The sequence below is a fragment of the Streptomyces sp. NPDC003023 genome (assembly GCF_042888225.1).
In the GTDB taxonomy this organism is placed as follows: Bacteria; Actinomycetota; Actinomycetes; order Streptomycetales; family Streptomycetaceae; genus Streptomyces.
In genome coordinates this window covers 301,601-318,350 of sequence record NZ_JBIAPL010000009.1, presented here as the reverse complement: position 1 = coordinate 318,350, position 16,750 = coordinate 301,601, and the positions used below count along the sequence as shown (strand labels likewise).

Below are 16,750 nucleotides of genomic sequence, written 5' to 3'. Positions count from 1 at the left end.
CCCTCCGGGCCCCCCCGCCGCCTCCCCGCCCGCCGCCCCCCCCGCCCCCCCCCCCGCCGCCCCCCCCCCGGGGGGGGCCGCCCCCCCCCCCCCGGGGGGGGGCCCCCCCCCCCCCCGCCCCCCCCACCACCGGCATGTCCGCTTAACGTCGTTCCGCTGTGAGTCGCCGGAAATCGCAACGGCGGCCGCCACTAGAAGGATCGGGGGTGCACTCGTGCGGATCGGACTGCTCACGGAGGGTGGTTACCCGTATGCGAACGGTGAATCCAGGCTCTGGTGCGACCGGCTGGTGCGCGGACTGGGGCAGCACGAGTTCGACCTCTACGCCCTCAGCCGGAGCGCGGAGCAGGAGGAACACGGCTGCGTCCGGCTCCCCCCGCAGGTGCGCAGCGTGCACACCGCCCCGCTGTGGGCGCCGGCGGACGACGGACTGAACCACGGGCGGCGTGAACGGCGCCGGTTCGCCGAGCACTTCAACGACCTCGCCGCCGCCGTGTGCGCCGACGGAGACGGATTCGCCGACGGGCTGTACGGCCTGGCCGAACTCGCCCGCGACCACGGCGGGTTGTACGCCGCCCTCCGCTCGGAGACCGCCGTGCGCGCCCTCGAGTCCGCATGCCGCGCACCCGGCACTCGGCGGACGGTGCACGGCGCGACTGTCGTGGACCACCTCTCCTTCGCCGACCGGCTCGAGCGTGCGCTGCGTCCCCTGCTCCTCGACTGGTACGACGAGGAGCACCTCGGCGCGGTCGACCTCTGCCACGCCGCGTCCGGCGGACCGGCGGCCCTGCCCGGCTTGTTGGCCAAACGCTTCTGCGGAGTCCCGCTGCTGGTCACGGAGTACGGCGTCCAACTGCGCGCCCACTACCTCGCGGCGGCCGACGCCGGCCTGAGTGCGCCGGTGCGCGCCCTCCTCGCCGCCTTCCACGGGAAGCTGGCGGCCGAGGTCTACCGGCAGGCATCCGTCATCACCCCCGGCAACACGCACGCCCGCCGCTGGCAGGAGAAGTGCGGTGCCGACCGTGCGAAGTTGCGCACCGTCTACCCCGGCATGGAGGCGGACCGCTTCGAGGCCGTCGGCGAGAGCACCGACACCGGTGACCCGCGCACCCTCGTATGGGTCGGCCGGATCGAACCGTCGAAGGACCTCGTCGCCCTCCTGCACGCGTTCGCGGAGATCCGCAAGGAGGAGCCTCTCGCCCGGCTCCGGCTGTTCGGCGCCCCCGCCCAGGCGCCCGAGGCGGCCGGCTATCTCGCGCAGTGCCGGGCCCTAGCCGCCCAGCTGTTCCCCGACGAGGCCGAAGGCGCGCACGCCGTCGGCGACAACCCGGTCTCCTTCGAGGAGATCGGCGGGCCGGAGGCCCCGGAGCTCGTCGACGCGTACGCGGCCGGGGGAGTGGTCGTCCTCTCCAGCGTCGTCGAAGGCTTTCCCGTCAGCCTGATCGAGGCGATGTTCTGCGGCCGCGCGACGGTGTCCACCGATGTCGGCGCGGTGGTGGAGGTCATCGGAGGCACTGGGCTCGTGGTGCCTCCGCGCAACCCGAGGGCGCTCGCCGACGCCTGCGTCTCGCTGCTGCGCGACCACGCGCGCCGGGAGCGCCTGGGAGCCGCGGCGCGCGCCCGCGCACTCGAACTCTTCACCGTGGAACAGAACCTGACGACGTTCGGTGACATCTACCTGGAACTGATCTCGCACTGGCCGGTTCAGCGGGAGGCGGTCGACGCCGACGGCGAGCCGCTGCCCTTCGCGCACCCCGCCGAGTCCCACGTACCCGGCCACTGGCCCGGCGCGCCGGCGGCCTGCCTCCGCACACCGAGCTGGGCGGAGGGCCCGCGTCTCGTCACGGCCGGTGCGTCCGGGGGAACATGCGAGGAGGCCCGCCGATGACGACTCCACGAACCGCTCAGGGCGTCGCCACCACTGAGGGCGTCGCCACCACTGAGGGCGTATCCACCACTGAGGGCGTCGCCACCGCTCAGGGCGTCGCCACCGCGAGCGCGGCGACCGGGAGCACCGCGGCGAAGGCGGTGGCGGCGCGGAGGGACGGCGCGGAGCCGGTCCTGGAACGCCCGTCGCGTCGTGGCCCCGCGGACCCCGTGAAGGTGCTGATGCACCGCCACCGCGACCTGTGCGAACAGGCCGTCGACCCGCTGGAGATCGCCGCGGGACTCGAGGCGCACGGAGTCACCGACCGCACCGCGGCACGATTCCGGCACCGCGATGTGTTCGCCCTCGCGGAGGAGATGTACGCGCGAGTGCCGCGCGGTACGGAACACACCGCCGCCCCGGTCCGTCCGGCGCGCGCCGCCGATTCGCGCGCCGGACGGACCGGACGTCTCCCGAGGATCCTGACCGCGCTCCTGCCGGGCGCCGTGTGCGCCCTCACGGTCGCGGGCGTGGAGACCGCACAGGGCCCGCTCAGGCTCGCGGTGGGCGCGGCAGGCGCGATCGCCGTCGTCGCCGCGGTGACGCACTGCCTGCGCCGGGGGCCGCTCCGGGCGAAGGGCCGTACCGTCCCGTCCGTACGGATGTGGACCCTGTGTCTGCTCGTGTTCGCGGCCTTCGGCCAGGGGCTGCTGCACGAGGTGGTCGCCGGGGGACCGGACGGCACCTGGCCCGTGCACACCGCGCCGCTGGTCGGACTCGCCCTGGCCGTCGCCCCGGCGGCCTGGTGCGCCCACCTCTTCTCCGTCCACGCCCGGCGCAGGCTCGAACGCAGCCGCGGGCTCGACGAGTTCGGCGCCGGGGTACGGCCGCTGCTCCTCGCCGTACTCGTCCTGTACGTGGGTGTCCTCGGCGCGCTGCTCGGCCTGACCGGGCTGCTGCTGCCCGGTGAGTCGCTCCTGCCCACCGCCGTTCTCGGCACGCTCCTGTTCCTCGCCCGCCTGCTCATCGTCCACGGCTCCCCGGAACCGGCGGCGGCCGCGCTGGCCACCGCCGTCGCGGCCCAGGCCGCCGGACCCGCCCTGCTGCTGGCAGGCCGCCTCCCCGGTCTCCAGATGTCGGCACGCCCCGTCGAACTGCTCGTCGGCGCCTGGGGTGTGGCGGCCGTACCGGTACTCGCCTGCGGCATCGCGGCTCTCGGGCTGCTCGTCCACGCCACCGCGGCCCTGTCACGGGCCTCCGCACACACGCCGTCCGACCTGCTCTGAACACCGCTGGACCATCCGCTCGCACTCCGCGGAGCCGACACCGCGGAGCACCCGCCGTCATGGCATCGACAGCATCACCCCTAAGGAGACAGCTACATGACCCCGCAACACCCAGCTCCGGCCCGTCGGCCCCGAGGAGCGGCGCGATGAGGGTGCTCCTGCTCGGTGCCAATGGATTCCTCGGCCGCTATGTCGCCGACCGGTTGCTCGCCGACCCGGCGGTGCACCTCACAGCCCTCGGCCGCGGCGACGACGCCGATGTCCGTTTCGATCTCTCCGGCGGCAGTCCGGGCGCGCTCACCCGTTTCCTGGGAGCCGTCCACCCCGGCGTCGTCATCAACTGCGCGGGCGCGACCCGCGGCGGCGCCCGTGAACTGACCCGGCACAACACGGTGGCCGTGGCGACCGTCTGCGAGGCGCTGCGCCGCAGCGGCTGCGGCGCCCGGCTGGTCCAGATCGGCTGTGCGTCGGAGTACGGGCCCTCGCAGCAGGGCTCGTCGACGGCGGAGGACGCGGTCCCGCGCCCCGGCGGCCCGTACGGGGTGAGCAAGCTCGCCGCCACCGAGCTGGTGCTCGGATCCGGTCTCGACGCCGTCGTCCTGCGCGTGTTCTCGCCCGTCGGCCCCGGCACCCCTGCGGGCTCCCCGCTCGGCCGCCTCGCCGAGGCCATGCGCCGCGCCATGCAGTCCGGCGACGGCGAGCTCAAGCTGAGCGGACTCGGTGTGCAGCGCGACTTCGTCGACGTGCGGGACGTGGCGCGCGCGGTGCACGCCGCCTCGCTCTCCGCGGCACAGGGCGTCGTCAACATCGGGACCGGACGCGCCGTGAAACTCAGGGACGCCGCGTCGACCCTCGCCAGGGTCGCCGGCTACGCGGGAGCCCTCCACGAACTGGACTCGCCTCCCGGCCGCCCGGTCATCGGCAGCCCGCGCTCCGAGTCGATCGTCGAGCACCTCGCCGCCACACCCTCCCCCTATCCGGACGGCTGCGGCGGCTGGCAGCAGGCGGACGTGCGGACGGCCCGTGACCGGCTCGGCTGGCGTCCCCGTATCAACCTCGAGGAATCGCTCGCCGACATCTGGATGGAGGCGGCATGCCGCATCTGACCACCACGGACACGCCGCTCTCCGCCACCGGTGCGGACGGGCTGGGCTTCGGCATCCCCGGTTACGCGCACCCGCTGCTCGCCCCGGTCGAGTGGGCGGAGCTGACCCGGCCGGGCACTCCGCTGCACTGGGTCGTCCTCAATGTCGCGGCGGGCCCCGGCGAGCGACCCGACCCGCACTGCCTGGAGGCGGCGGGCCGGCTGCGCAACGCGGGTGTGCGCGTGCTGGGGCATCTCGACATGTCCCACGGTTCGCGGGCCTTCGGCGACCTGGTCTGTGACGCTCAGCACTTCGTCGACTGGTACAAGGTCGACGGCTTCTTCCTGGACCGCTGCCCCACCGAGCGTGCCGACCTGGCCCGGGTGCGCCGGACGACGGCCACCCTGGACGCGGTTGTGGACGGCGGCCACCTGGTGCTCGGGCACGGCTCGCACCCGTATCCCGGTTACGCGGAGGCCGCCGACCAGCTCGTCACGTTCTCCGGGCCGTGGGCGGAATACCGCTGGTCGCAGGTGGCGGAGTGGACCGCGGAGTATCCGGCGGAACGCTTCGCACACTTCGTCCACGGCGTGCCGCGCACGCACCTGGAGGAGGCAACCCGCATCGCCCGCTGGCAGGGCGCGGGGACGATCTTCTTCACCGACCGGGGCGGCCTCGGAGAAGGTAAAGGGCATTCCGGACCATTTGAGACACTGCCCGGTTACTGGGACGAAATCGTCTCGCAGGTCGGACGTGGTGTCTCGGAATGAGAAGGGGCGTGGCAGTGTTACGGAAAGAACAACCGTACTGACATACCGACCAACGGAGCCCCCGTGTCGCTGCCACCCCTGGTCGAGCCGGCTGCCGAGCTCACCGTAGACGAGGTCCGCAGGTACTCCCGCCACCTGATCATCCCGGATGTCGGGATGGACGGGCAGAAGAGGCTGAAGAACGCCAAGGTGCTCGCCGTGGGCGCCGGCGGTCTCGGCTCGCCGGCTCTGATGTACCTGGCCGCAGCCGGTGTCGGCACGCTCGGCATCGTGGAGTTCGACGAGGTCGACGAGTCGAACCTGCAGCGTCAGATCATCCACAGCCAGGCCGACATCGGCCGTTCGAAGGCCGAGTCCGCCCGCGACAGCGTCAAGGGCATCAACCCGTACGTGAACGTGATCCTCCACGAAGAGCGGCTCGAGGCCGAGAACGTGATGGAGATCTTCAGCCAGTACGACCTGATCGTGGACGGCACGGACAACTTCGCGACCCGGTACCTGGTCAACGACGCCTGTGTGCTGCTGAACAAGCCGTACGTGTGGGGTTCGATCTACCGGTTCGACGGCCAGGCCTCGGTCTTCTGGTCCGAGCACGGTCCCTGCTACCGCTGCCTCTACCCGGAGCCCCCGCCGCCGGGCATGGTTCCGAGCTGCGCCGAGGGCGGCGTGCTGGGCGTGCTCTGCGCGTCCGTCGGATCCATCCAGGTCAACGAGGCCATCAAGCTGCTCGCCGGCATCGGTGAGCCGCTGGTCGGCCGACTGATGATCTACGACGCCCTGGAGATGCAGTACCGCCAGGTCAAGGTCCGCAAGGACCCCGACTGCGCGGTCTGCGGCGAGAACCCGACCGTCACCGAGCTCATCGACTACGAGGCCTTCTGCGGCGTCGTCTCCGAGGAGGCCCAGGAGGCGGCGGCCGGTGCGACGATCACTCCCAAGCAGCTCAAGGAGTGGATCGACGACGGCGAGAACATCGACATCATCGATGTCCGCGAGGTCAACGAGTACGAGATCGTCTCGATCCCCGGTGCCCGGCTGATCCCGAAGAACGAGTTCCTGATGGGCACCGCGCTCCAGGACCTGCCGCAGGACAAGAAGATCGTCCTGCATTGCAAGACGGGTGTCCGCAGTGCGGAAGTCCTCGCCGTGCTGAAGTCGGCGGGCTTCGCCGACGCGGTGCACGTCGGCGGCGGCGTCATCGGCTGGGTGAACCAGATCGAACCGGAGAAGCCGATCTACTGAGCGGCTCCCGTTCCCCGAACGACCGGGCCCCGGACCGCGCGAGCGGTCCGGGGCCCTTCCGGTGTCAGGACAGCCGGGGTGCCGGAGCTGCCGGGGCCGCCGATGCCAGGACGCCGGCCGCCGGTTCAGGAGGAGCAGGTCTGCCCGTCCCTCGGCACCTTGCCCTCGAGCAGATAGTCGTCCACCAGCCCGGTCACGCAGACCCCGGTGCCGTACGCGCCGTGGCCCTCGCCCTCGTTGGTGACCAGTATCCCGACACCCCTGCCGAGCTCGTCGGCCATCTTCCGCGCGCCCTCGTACGGGGTGGCCGGATCGCCCGTCGTACCGATCACCAGGATCGGCGCCGCCCCGGCCGCCGACACCTCCGGGGTCTCCCACTCGCCGGACACCGGCCACTCGGCGCACCACCCGGCCAGGTCCCATGCCAGGTACGGGCCGAAGACCGGGGAGACGTTGGTGAACTCGGCGAGGTGGCGGGAGCGCACCTCGTCCGGTGTCACCCGGCCCTTCACGTCCGCGCACGATATGGCCCGCTGGGAGTGGCTGTCGGTGCCGTAGCCACCGTTGTCGTCACGGTCGTTGTACATGTCCGCCGTCATCAGCAGCCCGGAGCCGTCGCCCTGCTCCGCCGCGTCCAGCGCCTGGGTCAGGTACTTCCAGCTGTCCTGCGAGTACAGCTGCTGGATGATCCCGGTCAGTGCCAGGCCCTCGGTGAGCCGGCGGCCGTCGTCCGTCGGCAGCGGCTTCCCGTCGAGCCGCTCGAGCAGCTTCACGACGCGCTCTGTGCCGTCGTCCGCGCCGATGCCGCGGCTCTCGAAGTAGTTCTCCAGCGCCCGCTGGAATCCGCGAGCCTGGTTGCGCGAGTGTCCGGCGTAGTCGGCGGACGGGTCGACCACGGCGTCGAGGACGAGACGCCCGACGTTCCTCGGGAACAGATGGGCGTAGACGCCGCCGAGTTCGGTGCCGTACGAGAAGCCCAGGTAGTGGAGCTTCTCGTCCCCGAGGACATGGCGCACGAGGTCCATGTCGCGTGCCGCGTTCGTGGTGCCGACGTGCGGGACGACCCGGCCGGACCGTTCGGCACAGCCTCTGCCGAAGGACGCGGCGTCGTCCATGTAGCTCTTCTCCTCCGCCGGGGTGTCCGGCGTGGCGTCCAGGCTCAGTGACTTCTCCGTCTCCCGGTCGCCGCGGCAGACCACCGCGGAGCTCTCCGCGACACCGCGCGGGTCGAAGCCGACCAGGTCGTAGCGACTGTGCAGGCTGCCGTAGCCCTCGGCGGCCACGGGCAGCGCCGCGACCCCGGAGCCGCCGGGTCCGCCGAAGTTGAACAGCAACGAGCCGATCCGCTTTCCGGGGCCCGTGGCCTCGGAGCGGATCAGGGCTATGCCGATGGTCTCCCCGGACGGGTCGCGGTAGTCCAGCGGTGCCTCGAGCGTGGCGCACCGCCACCGGCTGCCGGGCGGCTGAGCCGAGCTTCCGTACGCCTTGGTGGGTGCCTCGCAGGTCTTCCAGTCGAGCTTCTGGCCGGTCAGAGCGGCCGGCAGGGCCGGCGCGTCCGGCGTGGCCGTGGCACCCGGTGAGGAGCCGCCGGAGGCGGAGGGGGAACCGCCCGCGTCGTCGCTCTTCGCACCGCCCCCGTTGCCGCAGCCGGTGGCCAGGAGAAGCGTCGCCGCGGCCAGTGCCGCCGTTCTCACCCGAAGTGTCATGTCAGGCACCCCAACGGTCATCGAAGGCATTTTCGACATCGTAGGTCGTGGCTGCGGGGGCCTACTCGCACACCGTGCCGTCGGACGGTGCTCTGCCGCTCAGCAGGTAGGTGTCCACGGCCTTTCGGACACACGGGCTGCTGCTGTACGAGCCGTGCCCCTCGCCCTCGTACGTGACCTGGACGGCGACGCCCTTGCCCAGCGCCCGCGCCATCGCCTTCGTACCCTCGTAGGGCGTCGCAGGGTCGCCGGTGTTGCCGACCACCACGATCGGCGGCGCTCCGGGAGCCGAGACGTCGGGGTGGTCCCAGGTGCCCGGCACCGGCCATTTCGTGCAGCTCGCCTGTGCCCAGGCGAGGTACTCGCCGAACACCGGCGACGCCTTGCGGAACCGGGGCACCATGGCCTTCGCCTGCTCCAGGGTGTACCTGGCTTTGCTGTCGACGCAGCCGATGGCGGAGCCCGCCGCCTGGATGTTGCTGTAGGTGCCGTTCTCGTTGCGTCCGTTCAACGCGTCGGAGAACGCCATCAGCAGGGAGCCGTTGCCGCCCTCCGCCTCGTCGAGACCCTGCTCCAGCAGCTCCCAGTACTCCTTGGAGTACAGGGTCTGGATGATGCCGTTCGCGGCCTGGCCCTCGGTGAGCCGCCGCTCGCCGATGCCCGTGATCGGCTTCTTGTCGAGCCGGTCCAGGAAACCGATGATCCAGTCCTGGATCTCCTGCACGGAGGAACCGGGAAGCCGGCAGTCGTCACCGCGGTCCACGCAGTCCTGCGCGAAGTTGGTGAGAGCCAGCTGGAAGCCCTCGACCTGGCCGAGGGCGCTTTCGACGGACCCCTGGGTCGGGTCCACGACGGCGTCGAAGACGGCCCGCCCGACGTTCTTCGGGAACAGGTGCGCGTAGACACCGCCGAGCTCCGTGCCGTACGAGATGCCGAAGTAGTACAGCTTGTCGTCGCCGAGGACCTGCCGCATCAGATCCATGTCCCGGGCGGCGTCGATGGTGCCGACGTGCGGGAGCTCGTCCCCGGAGTTCTCCTCGCAGGCCTCGGTGAACCTCTCGATCCCCTCCAGGTAGGCCTTCTCCTCCGCGGCGTCGTCGGGGGTGGGATCGCCCGCCGCCTGCTTGTCGAGTCCCTCGTCGTCGAGGCACTCCACCGGGACACTGCGCCCCACCCCGCGCGGGTCGAAGCTCACCAGGTCGTACCGCTCCCGCAGACCGTCGTAGTCGGAGGCGAGGGACGGCAGGGTGTGGACGCCGGAGGCGCCCGGCCCGCCGAAGTTGAAGACGAGGGAGCCGATCCGGTTCTTCGTGTCACGGGCCGGGGCCCGGATGAGGGCCAGCTCGATGGTCTCGCCGTCGGGCTTCCCGTAGTCCAGCGGGACGTCGATGAACGAGCACTCCCACTTCGTCCCCCCGGGCAGCGGCGACGGCGCGAGCCCGCCGCCCTCCGCCTCGGACGGGGCCGGGCACGGCTTCCAGGACGGCTGCTGGGCGGCGAGGTCCTTGGGCCTGTCCTCGTCGCCGTTGCCGCCGTCCGAGCACCCGGCAGCCAGTAGCACGGCGGTCGCTGCGGCGGCCGCCGTGGCGCGGACGGTGGAGGAAGTCATCGGCATGCCGTCATCGTGCGCCGCCCCGCCCGGCCCCGCGCGGGCGGCGGTCCATGCGGGTGGAGGCGCCGGGTGCTGCGCCGGACGGGTGAAATCCGTGCCCCGGCAGCCGGGATCCGTCAGAGGGAGCCCTTGCGGGTGAGGTGGGTGAAGGCGAACCACCCCGGCAGGACCGGCAGCCACAGCGTCATCGTCCGGTACAGCAGTACGGCGGGGGTGGCGACCGCTGACGGCACCCCCACGAGCACCAGACCGCCGATCAGCGCGCCCTCGACGGCACCCACACCACCCGGCGTCGGCGCGGCGGAACCCAGCGCGTTGCCGGCGAGGAACACGATGGCGATGCTGGCGTAGCTCACCGGCTGGTCACCGCCGTTGAACGCCCGGACGGAGGCGTCGAGACAGAGCACGAACACGGCCGTCAGCAGCAGCATGCCGCCGATGCCCGTGAGCAGCTTCACCGGCCGCTGCAGCACGTCGAGCATGCGTGGCACGACCCCCGCGAACAGGGACCGCAGCCGGGTCACGACGAACTTCCGCAGGAACGGGATCGCCGTGACCACCAGCACCAGCACGGCGACCGTCAGCAGCCCGGCGATGACGGTCCTGGACGGCGTCAGCGACGCCGTCTTCTCGGTGCCGGTGAGATAGCCGAACGAGAGCAGCAGCAGGATGTGCGCACCGAGTCCGAAGAGCTGCGAGGCTCCGACACTCGCCACGGCCAGACCGGGGCGGACGCCCGAGCGCTGCAGGAACCGGGTGTTCAGGGCGACGCCGCCGACCGCCGCCGGAGCGACGATCTTGACGAACGAGCCGGCGACCTGTGCCAGCACGGTCCGCAGGAACCCGATCCGCTCCGGGACGAACCCCAGCAGGCTCATCGCCGCCGCGAAGTAGCTGAGCGCCGAGAACGCGAGCGCCGCCGCCACCCAGCCCCAGTGGGCGTCGGCGAACTTGGTGCCGAAGTCCTGGCCGGAGATCTGCGACAGCAGGAAGTACGCGGCGACCGCGCCGGCGATGAAGCTGAAGAGCGTGCGGGGCCTGATGCGTTCCAGCCGGACCGGCTCCACCGGGGCCTGCGGCCTGATCAGCAGCACCTGTCTGCGGATCTGCGAGAGCAGGTCCTCCTCACGTGCCTCGTCCATGGCCTCGTCCATGGCGCGCTTGCCGGCCTGCTTCTCCGCGCGCTCCGCCTTGCGCGCCGCCTTGCGGTCGTCGGCCGTGAGCTCCTCGCGCGGGGGCCGCTTCGCGGACTCGGACGCCTCCAGCACCGCGTCGCGTTCACGCTGCGACCGCTCACGAGCCTGTTGGCGCAGGGTGGCCCTGGTCGAGCGGCTCAGCGCGATCGGCTGGAGCAGAGGCAGACAGTCGGCGACCTTGTCGGGGCCGAGAACACCGACGGCAGCGGCCACCGCGCGCTCCGGGCCCACCCGCAGCCCCAGGGTGGTCAGCAGTTGGGCGATGTCCATCCGCAGCACCACGTCGCCCGCGGCGATCTCGCCGCCGCGCAGGTCCGTGACGATCACCTGCCCGTCCGGGGCCACCAGGATCGCGTCGCCGGCCAGCCGCCGGTGCGCGATGCGGCGCGAGTGGAGTGCCTTGACCTGCTGCCACGCGCCGCGCACCACGTCGTCGGTGATCTCCTCGTCCGCGAGGGAGTCCAGGGAGCGGCCGCCGCTGTGCTCGTACACGAGCATCACGGCGTCGGGACCGAGTTCCGAGGTGGCGATCAGCTTGGGGGCGTTGGCGCCGGCCGCGATCGCCGCGTACGCCAGAAGGGCCTCCTGCTCCAGTGCCTGGCGCAGCGACTGGATGGAACGGCGGGTGGTGATCGAGCGCAGCGTCATCCGGCGCCACACCCGGTAGAAGAAGCCCTGCGCCTGCTGTTCGCGGTCGACGACGGTGACGTCGAGGGGCGGGCCGTCCTCCAGTGACACCAGATAGCGCCTGCCCCGGTCCTGGTCCGCGCTCTCCGGCGCGTCGTCCTCCGCGCGCATGGCGGTCACCGGGCGGAAGCCGACGTGGCGCAGACCGGCGAGCAGGTTCTGGCCGGTGGGGCGGACGTTCGGCGAGCCGACGGCGTACAGGGTGCCGTACGCCACGGTCCAGCCGAGCAGCACGGTCAGCAGGACCGAGAACGGGGTGGTGTATCCGGCGACCAGCATCGCGAAGGCGTCGAGCATCAGCACCATCCACAGCACCACGCGCCAGCGTGGTCTGCGGGCCATGCCCACGGCCGTCATGTACGCGATGACCGGCGCGAGATACCCGTGCACCGGGTCGGTGAGCGCACCGCCGGTCTGCGGCTGGGTCAGGGCGTCCTGCAGGCTGCCTGGCGCGCCCTTGGCCACCCAGAGGTCGGTGGCGAGGGTGACGCCATGGGCGAGGACCGCGGCGAGCACACCGTCCGCGATGCGCAGGCCGTCGCGCTTGATGAGCCGCTCGATGGCGAAGGCGACCGGGACGAGCAGCACGGCGATGCTGGACGCCAGCCCGGCGATCTTGACCAGTAGGTCCGGGGCCTGGCCGGTGCCCTTGTTGATGTCCTGTTCGAGGCCGCTCGTGGTGCCCTGCGCGAACGCGGCGACGGCCAGTACGACCGCGATGGCGAGGATGCCGATCAGCAGCCGCAGCAGGTCCGACGGACGATGCACGCGGGCGGCGAGCAGCGGCTCGTCCCCGGAGACCCGGTCCGCGTGGGCGACTTCCGTGTCGCGGTCCGTGTCCGTGCCCCGGCCGGTGTCCTTGCTGTTGTCCCGGTACGTGCCGTTGTCCCGGTCCGTGCCGTGGGCAGCGGTGCCCGTGACCGGAACCGGCTCTTCCGGGCGCGGCTCCGGCTCAGGGGTGCCTGCTGCCTTCGAAGGCTGCACGCCCCGCTCCTTCGCCGTCTCGGTCTCTTCTTGATCTCGTATCACCAGTCACCGCCCGCACGATGGTGGCACGACCCGACGACAGACAGGGGCATCAGGGTGCATCGCGGGGACGCGAGGCGCGTACGGTACACCCCTTTGTCACCCATGCAGTGATTCGCCCGAGGTGCCTCGGCCGCTTCTCGGCCCGGGCGTTGTCGGTGCCGTGCGGCAGGATGGGTCGGATGGACGAGCTGCCTGAATACGCCGAGCGGGTGCTGGAGGTCGCCGAGCTGATCCCGCCGGGCCGGGTCATGACGTACGGGGACGTCGCGGAGTGGCTCGGCGAGTCGGGTCCCCGGCAGGTCGGCCGTGTCATGGCGCTGTACGGGGGTGGCGTGCCCTGGTGGCGCGTCGTGCGTTCCGACGGTGTGCTGCTCCCGGGCCACGAGTTGCGCGCACTCGAGCGGTACCGCGACGAAGGGACTCCGCTGCGCGCGGCGTCCCGCGCGGCGGAGGGCCACCTGCCGCGGCTCGACATGAAACGCGCGCGGTGGGACGGCGTCCGGACGCAGGGCGACGAAGCTCACATATGACAGCTTCCGCCAAGCTGCGACCGTACGGGGACTCCGAGGACCGTACGGGGTACGGGACCGACCCGGCATCCGCACACCGGGCCCTGGCGTAGCGTCTTTCGCGCGCGGCACGAACCGCGGCCTCTCCATCAGCACACCCACCAGGACCGGCGACCCACGTGAGCTCCTCCTCCACCACCGGGCATGTGCCGTACCCGCAGCAGGTACGGCAGGGGGCTCCGCCGCGCCCGCAGGGGCGCAGGGGCAGGTCCCCGGGCGCCTACCGGCTGGTGCGAACCCCGCCGGGTCCCGTGAATCCCCCTCTGCTGGACGCAGCCCAGCGCGCGGTGGTTGACCATGACGCGGGACCGCTGCTGGTGCTCGCCGGTCCCGGCACCGGAAAGACGACCACGCTCGTGGAGGCCGTCGCCGCACGCATCGCGCGAGGGGCGGACCCGGCCCGCATCCTCGTCCTCACCTTCAGCCGCAAGGCGGCGGTCGAACTGCGCGACCGCATGGCACTGCGACTGGGCGGCACCCGGGGGCCGCAGGCGACGACGTTCCACTCGTACTGCTACGCGCTCGTGCGAGCCAACCAGGACGCGGACCTGTTCTCCGAGCCGTTGCGGCTGCTGTCCGGTCCCGAGCAGGACGTCACCGTCCGTGAACTGCTCGCCGGGCAGACCGGTCTGCCCGGCGGCGTGCGGTGGCCCGACGAGCTGCGTGCCTGCCTCACCACGCGCGGCTTCGCCGACGAGGTGCGTGCCGTGCTCGCCCGCAGCCGGGAGCTGGGCCTCGGCCCCGACTCGCTCGCACGGTTCGCCGCCCGTACCGGACGGCCCGACTGGGGGGCCGCCGCGAGGTTCCTTGCCGAGTACCTCGACGTCCTCGACATGCAAGGAGTCCTCGACTACGCGGAACTGGTGCACCGTGCGGTGCTGCTGGCCGAGGACCCCTCGCGGCCCGTCCTGCCCGCCTACGACGCCGTGTTCGTGGACGAGTACCAGGACACGGACCCGGCCCAGGTGCGGCTGCTGCGGGCGCTGGCGGGCGGCGGGCGGACGCTGGTCGCCTTCGGCGACCCGGACCAGTCGATCTACGCGTTCCGCGGCGCGGACGTGAACGGCATCCTCGACTTCCCCGACGCCTTCCCGCGCACCGGCGGGCGGCCGGCCGGCGTCGCGGTGCTGACCACGTCCCGGCGCAGCGGGGACTCACTGCTGGAGGCGACCCGGCTGCTGACCCGCCGGATGCCGCTGACGCGGCTGCCGTCGGACAAGGTGCGCGCGCACCGGGAACTGGCGGCGGCCCGCGAGGGCGGCGGGGTCGAGGCGTACACCTGCCCGACGGCATCCGCGGAGCTCGACAACATCGCCGACATCCTGCGGCGCGCCCATCTCGAGGACGGTGTCCCCTGGCACGAGATGGCGGTCCTGGTACGAGCGGGCGGCCGTACGATCCCGTCGATGCGGCGGGCCCTGACGTCGGCGGGCGTTCCTCTCGAGGTCGACGGCGACGACGTGGCCCTGCGTCACGAGCCGGCGGTGGCACCGCTGCTGACGGCGCTCCGGACGGTGGCGACGGCGGCCGCCTCCGGGCCGGGTGCTCCGGAGGAGGCCGACGCCAGGGGCGACAACGGGGGCGAGGCCGGGTCCGTGGTGCGGGGTGAGGCCGGGTCCGTGGTGCGGGGTGAGGCCGGGTCCGTGGTGCGGGGTGAGGCCGGGCTGGCCGACCGGACGGACATCGAGGCCGCTGTGCGGAGCGACGCCGAGACACCCGCACGAAGCGGCTCGGAGCTTCCCGTGTGGATGGACACCGAGACCGCGCTCACCCTCCTGACCTCCCCGCTCGGCGGCATGGACACCGCCGACCTCCGCCGGCTCGGCCGTGCCCTGCGGGACGAGGAGAGGGCCGGCGGGAACGCGCTGCCTCCGCCCTCCGACCAACTGCTCGCCCGCGCGCTCGCCGAGCCCGAGCGGCTCGTCGCGCACGATCCCGCGTACGCCCGGGGTGCCCAGCGGCTCGGCGCACTGCTGCGCAAGGCGCGCGAGCTGCTCGAGGGCGGCGGCACCGCGGAAGAGGCCCTGTGGCAGCTGTGGGACGGCACCCCGTGGCCCGGCCGTCTGGAGCGCGCCGCGTTCCGGGGCGGCGCGGCCGGCCGTAACGCGGACCGGGACCTCGACGCGGTCTGCGCCCTCTTCGAGACCGCGGCCCGCGCGGAGGAGCGCACCGGCGGCCGCGGCGCGCTCAACTTCATCGAGGAGATCGAGGCGCAGGACATCGCCGCCGACACCCTCTCCGGACGCGAGGTCCGACCGGACGCCGTGCGGCTGATGACGGCTCACCGTTCCAAGGGCCTGGAGTGGAGCCTCGTCGTCGTCGCCGGTGTCCAGGAGGGTCTGTGGCCCGACCTGCGGCGCAGGGGCTCCCTCCTGGAGGCCGACCGCATCGGGCGCGACGGGATCGCGGAACCGCTCACTCCCGGCGCCCTGCTGGCGGAGGAGCGCCGCCTCTTCTACGTGGCGGCCACCCGCGCCCGTGACCGCCTCGTCGTCACCGCGGTCAAGGCCGCGGCGGACGACGGCGACCAGCCCTCCCGTTTCCTGACCGAACTCGGGGTGGAGCCGCGCGACGTCACGGGCCGTCCCCGCCGCCCGCTCGCCGTCGCCCCGCTCGTCGCCGAACTGCGCGCGACGACCGTGGACCCGGACGCCTCCCCGGAGCTGCGGGAGGCCGCCGCGCGCAGGCTCGCCCGGCTCGCCGCCCTGACCGACGAGGACGGTCAGCCGCTCGTGCCCGCCGCGCACCCCTACCGCTGGTGGGGCCTGTACGACGCCACCCACAGCGCGAAGCCGCTGCGCGACCGGGACCAGCCGGTCACGCTCTCCGGCAGCGCACTCGACCAACTGGCCAACAGCTGCGCGCTCCAGTGGTTCCTCGGCCGCGAGGTCAAGGCGGACGCGCCCGCGACCGCAGCCCAGGGGTTCGGCAACGTCGTGCACGTGCTCGCCGACGAAGTCGCCTCCGGCCGTACACCCGCCGATCTCGCGGTCCTCATGGAACGTCTCGACTCGGTGTGGGACGCGCTCGTCTTCGACGCCCCCTGGAAGTCGCAGCAGGAGAAAGCGCACGCACGCGTCGCGCTCGAACGCTTCCTGCGCTGGCACGTCATGGACCGCGGCGGGCGGACCACAGCCGCCACGGAGCACGACTTCGACGTGACCCTGGGCGCGGGCGGGTTCGAGGTGCGCATCCGGGGCTCCATGGACCGCGTGGAGCAGGACGAGCAGGGGCGGGCCTACGTCGTCGACTTCAAGACGGGCAAACAGACGCCCACGAAGGACGAGGTCGCGCGCCATCCGCAGCTCGCCGTGTACCAGCTCGCCGTCCGCGAGGGCGCTGTGGACGAGGTCTTCGACGGGCGCCGTCCCGAGCCGGGCGGCGCCGAACTCGTACAGCTGCGCCAGCCGGCCGCCAAGAAGGAGGGCGGCGAGGAGCTGCCCAAGGTCCAGGCGCAGGAGGCGCTCGCGGGTGAGTGGGTCGGCGACCTGCTGGCCACCGCGGCCGGTCGCGTACTCGACGAACGCTTCACGCCCGCCACCGGACAGCACTGTGCGCACTGCGCCTTCCGTGCTTCGTGCAGTGCGCAGCCGGAGGGCCGCCAAATAGTCGAATGAGCCGGACGACCGGTGTGTTTGTCATGTGACGTCGCATTTGCGTGGATCCAATGGAGTCCCGGCCGCCGCAACCGGTCGGTGACG

General features: G+C 72.5%; 10 protein-coding genes. 7 read left to right on the top strand and 3 right to left on the bottom strand.

Going from position 1 to position 16,750, the window contains the following annotated elements; all coding sequences use genetic code 11:
• Window positions 1-214: 214 nt before the first annotated feature.
• From ACFYV1_RS27305 to moeZ, 5 genes are all read left to right on the top strand, one after another.
• Window positions 215-1,888, top strand: a complete 1,674-nt coding sequence (locus ACFYV1_RS27305; RefSeq protein WP_389398232.1) for a DUF3492 domain-containing protein — start codon at window positions 215-217, stop codon at window positions 1,886-1,888.
• The gene (locus ACFYV1_RS27300; protein WP_389398231.1) at window positions 1,885-3,153 is read left to right on the top strand and encodes a hypothetical protein; all 1,269 of its coding nucleotides are present in this window, start codon (window positions 1,885-1,887) and stop codon (window positions 3,151-3,153) included. Before ACFYV1_RS27305 ends, ACFYV1_RS27300 begins: the two co-directional genes overlap by 4 nt.
• A 146-nt stretch (window positions 3,154-3,299) precedes the next feature.
• The gene (locus tag ACFYV1_RS27295; protein ID WP_389398230.1) at window positions 3,300-4,259 is read left to right on the top strand and encodes an NAD-dependent epimerase/dehydratase family protein; all 960 of its coding nucleotides are present in this window, start codon (window positions 3,300-3,302) and stop codon (window positions 4,257-4,259) included.
• A complete protein-coding gene (locus tag ACFYV1_RS27290; RefSeq protein WP_389398229.1) occupies window positions 4,247-5,008 on the top strand; it encodes a spherulation-specific family 4 protein in 762 nt (253 codons plus the stop codon). The genes ACFYV1_RS27295 and ACFYV1_RS27290 overlap by 13 nt, the downstream gene beginning before the upstream one ends.
• A 63-nt stretch (window positions 5,009-5,071) precedes the next feature.
• Window positions 5,072-6,250: an adenylyltransferase/sulfurtransferase MoeZ gene (moeZ, locus tag ACFYV1_RS27285; protein ID WP_389398228.1), complete on the top strand. Its 1,179-nt coding sequence runs from the start codon at window positions 5,072-5,074 to the stop codon at window positions 6,248-6,250.
• A gap of 125 nt (window positions 6,251-6,375) precedes the next feature.
• On the opposite strand, the gene ACFYV1_RS27280 is transcribed toward moeZ, so the two are convergent.
• From ACFYV1_RS27280 to ACFYV1_RS27270, 3 genes are all read right to left on the bottom strand, one after another.
• A complete protein-coding gene (locus ACFYV1_RS27280; RefSeq protein ID WP_389398227.1) occupies window positions 6,376-7,956 on the bottom strand; it encodes an alpha/beta hydrolase in 1,581 nt (526 codons plus the stop codon).
• Window positions 7,957-8,017: 61 nt separating this feature from the next.
• Entirely contained in the window at window positions 8,018-9,571 is a 1,554-nt protein-coding gene (locus ACFYV1_RS27275; protein ID WP_389398226.1) for an alpha/beta hydrolase, read from the bottom strand.
• Between the two features lie 113 nt (window positions 9,572-9,684).
• On the bottom strand, window positions 9,685-12,435 hold the full coding sequence (locus tag ACFYV1_RS27270; RefSeq protein WP_389398225.1) for a lysylphosphatidylglycerol synthase domain-containing protein: 2,751 nt from the start codon (window positions 12,433-12,435) through the stop codon (window positions 9,685-9,687).
• 215 nt (window positions 12,436-12,650) lie between these two features.
• On the opposite strand from ACFYV1_RS27270, the gene ACFYV1_RS27265 reads away from it, so the two are divergent.
• A complete protein-coding gene (locus tag ACFYV1_RS27265) occupies window positions 12,651-13,010 on the top strand; it encodes an MGMT family protein (protein WP_389398224.1) in 360 nt (119 codons plus the stop codon).
• A gap of 158 nt (window positions 13,011-13,168) precedes the next feature.
• Window positions 13,169-16,666 (top strand): ATP-dependent helicase, encoded by a 3,498-nt coding sequence (locus ACFYV1_RS27260; RefSeq protein WP_389398223.1) that lies wholly within the window; start codon window positions 13,169-13,171, stop codon window positions 16,664-16,666.
• The last annotated feature ends 84 nt before the right edge of the window (window positions 16,667-16,750 follow it).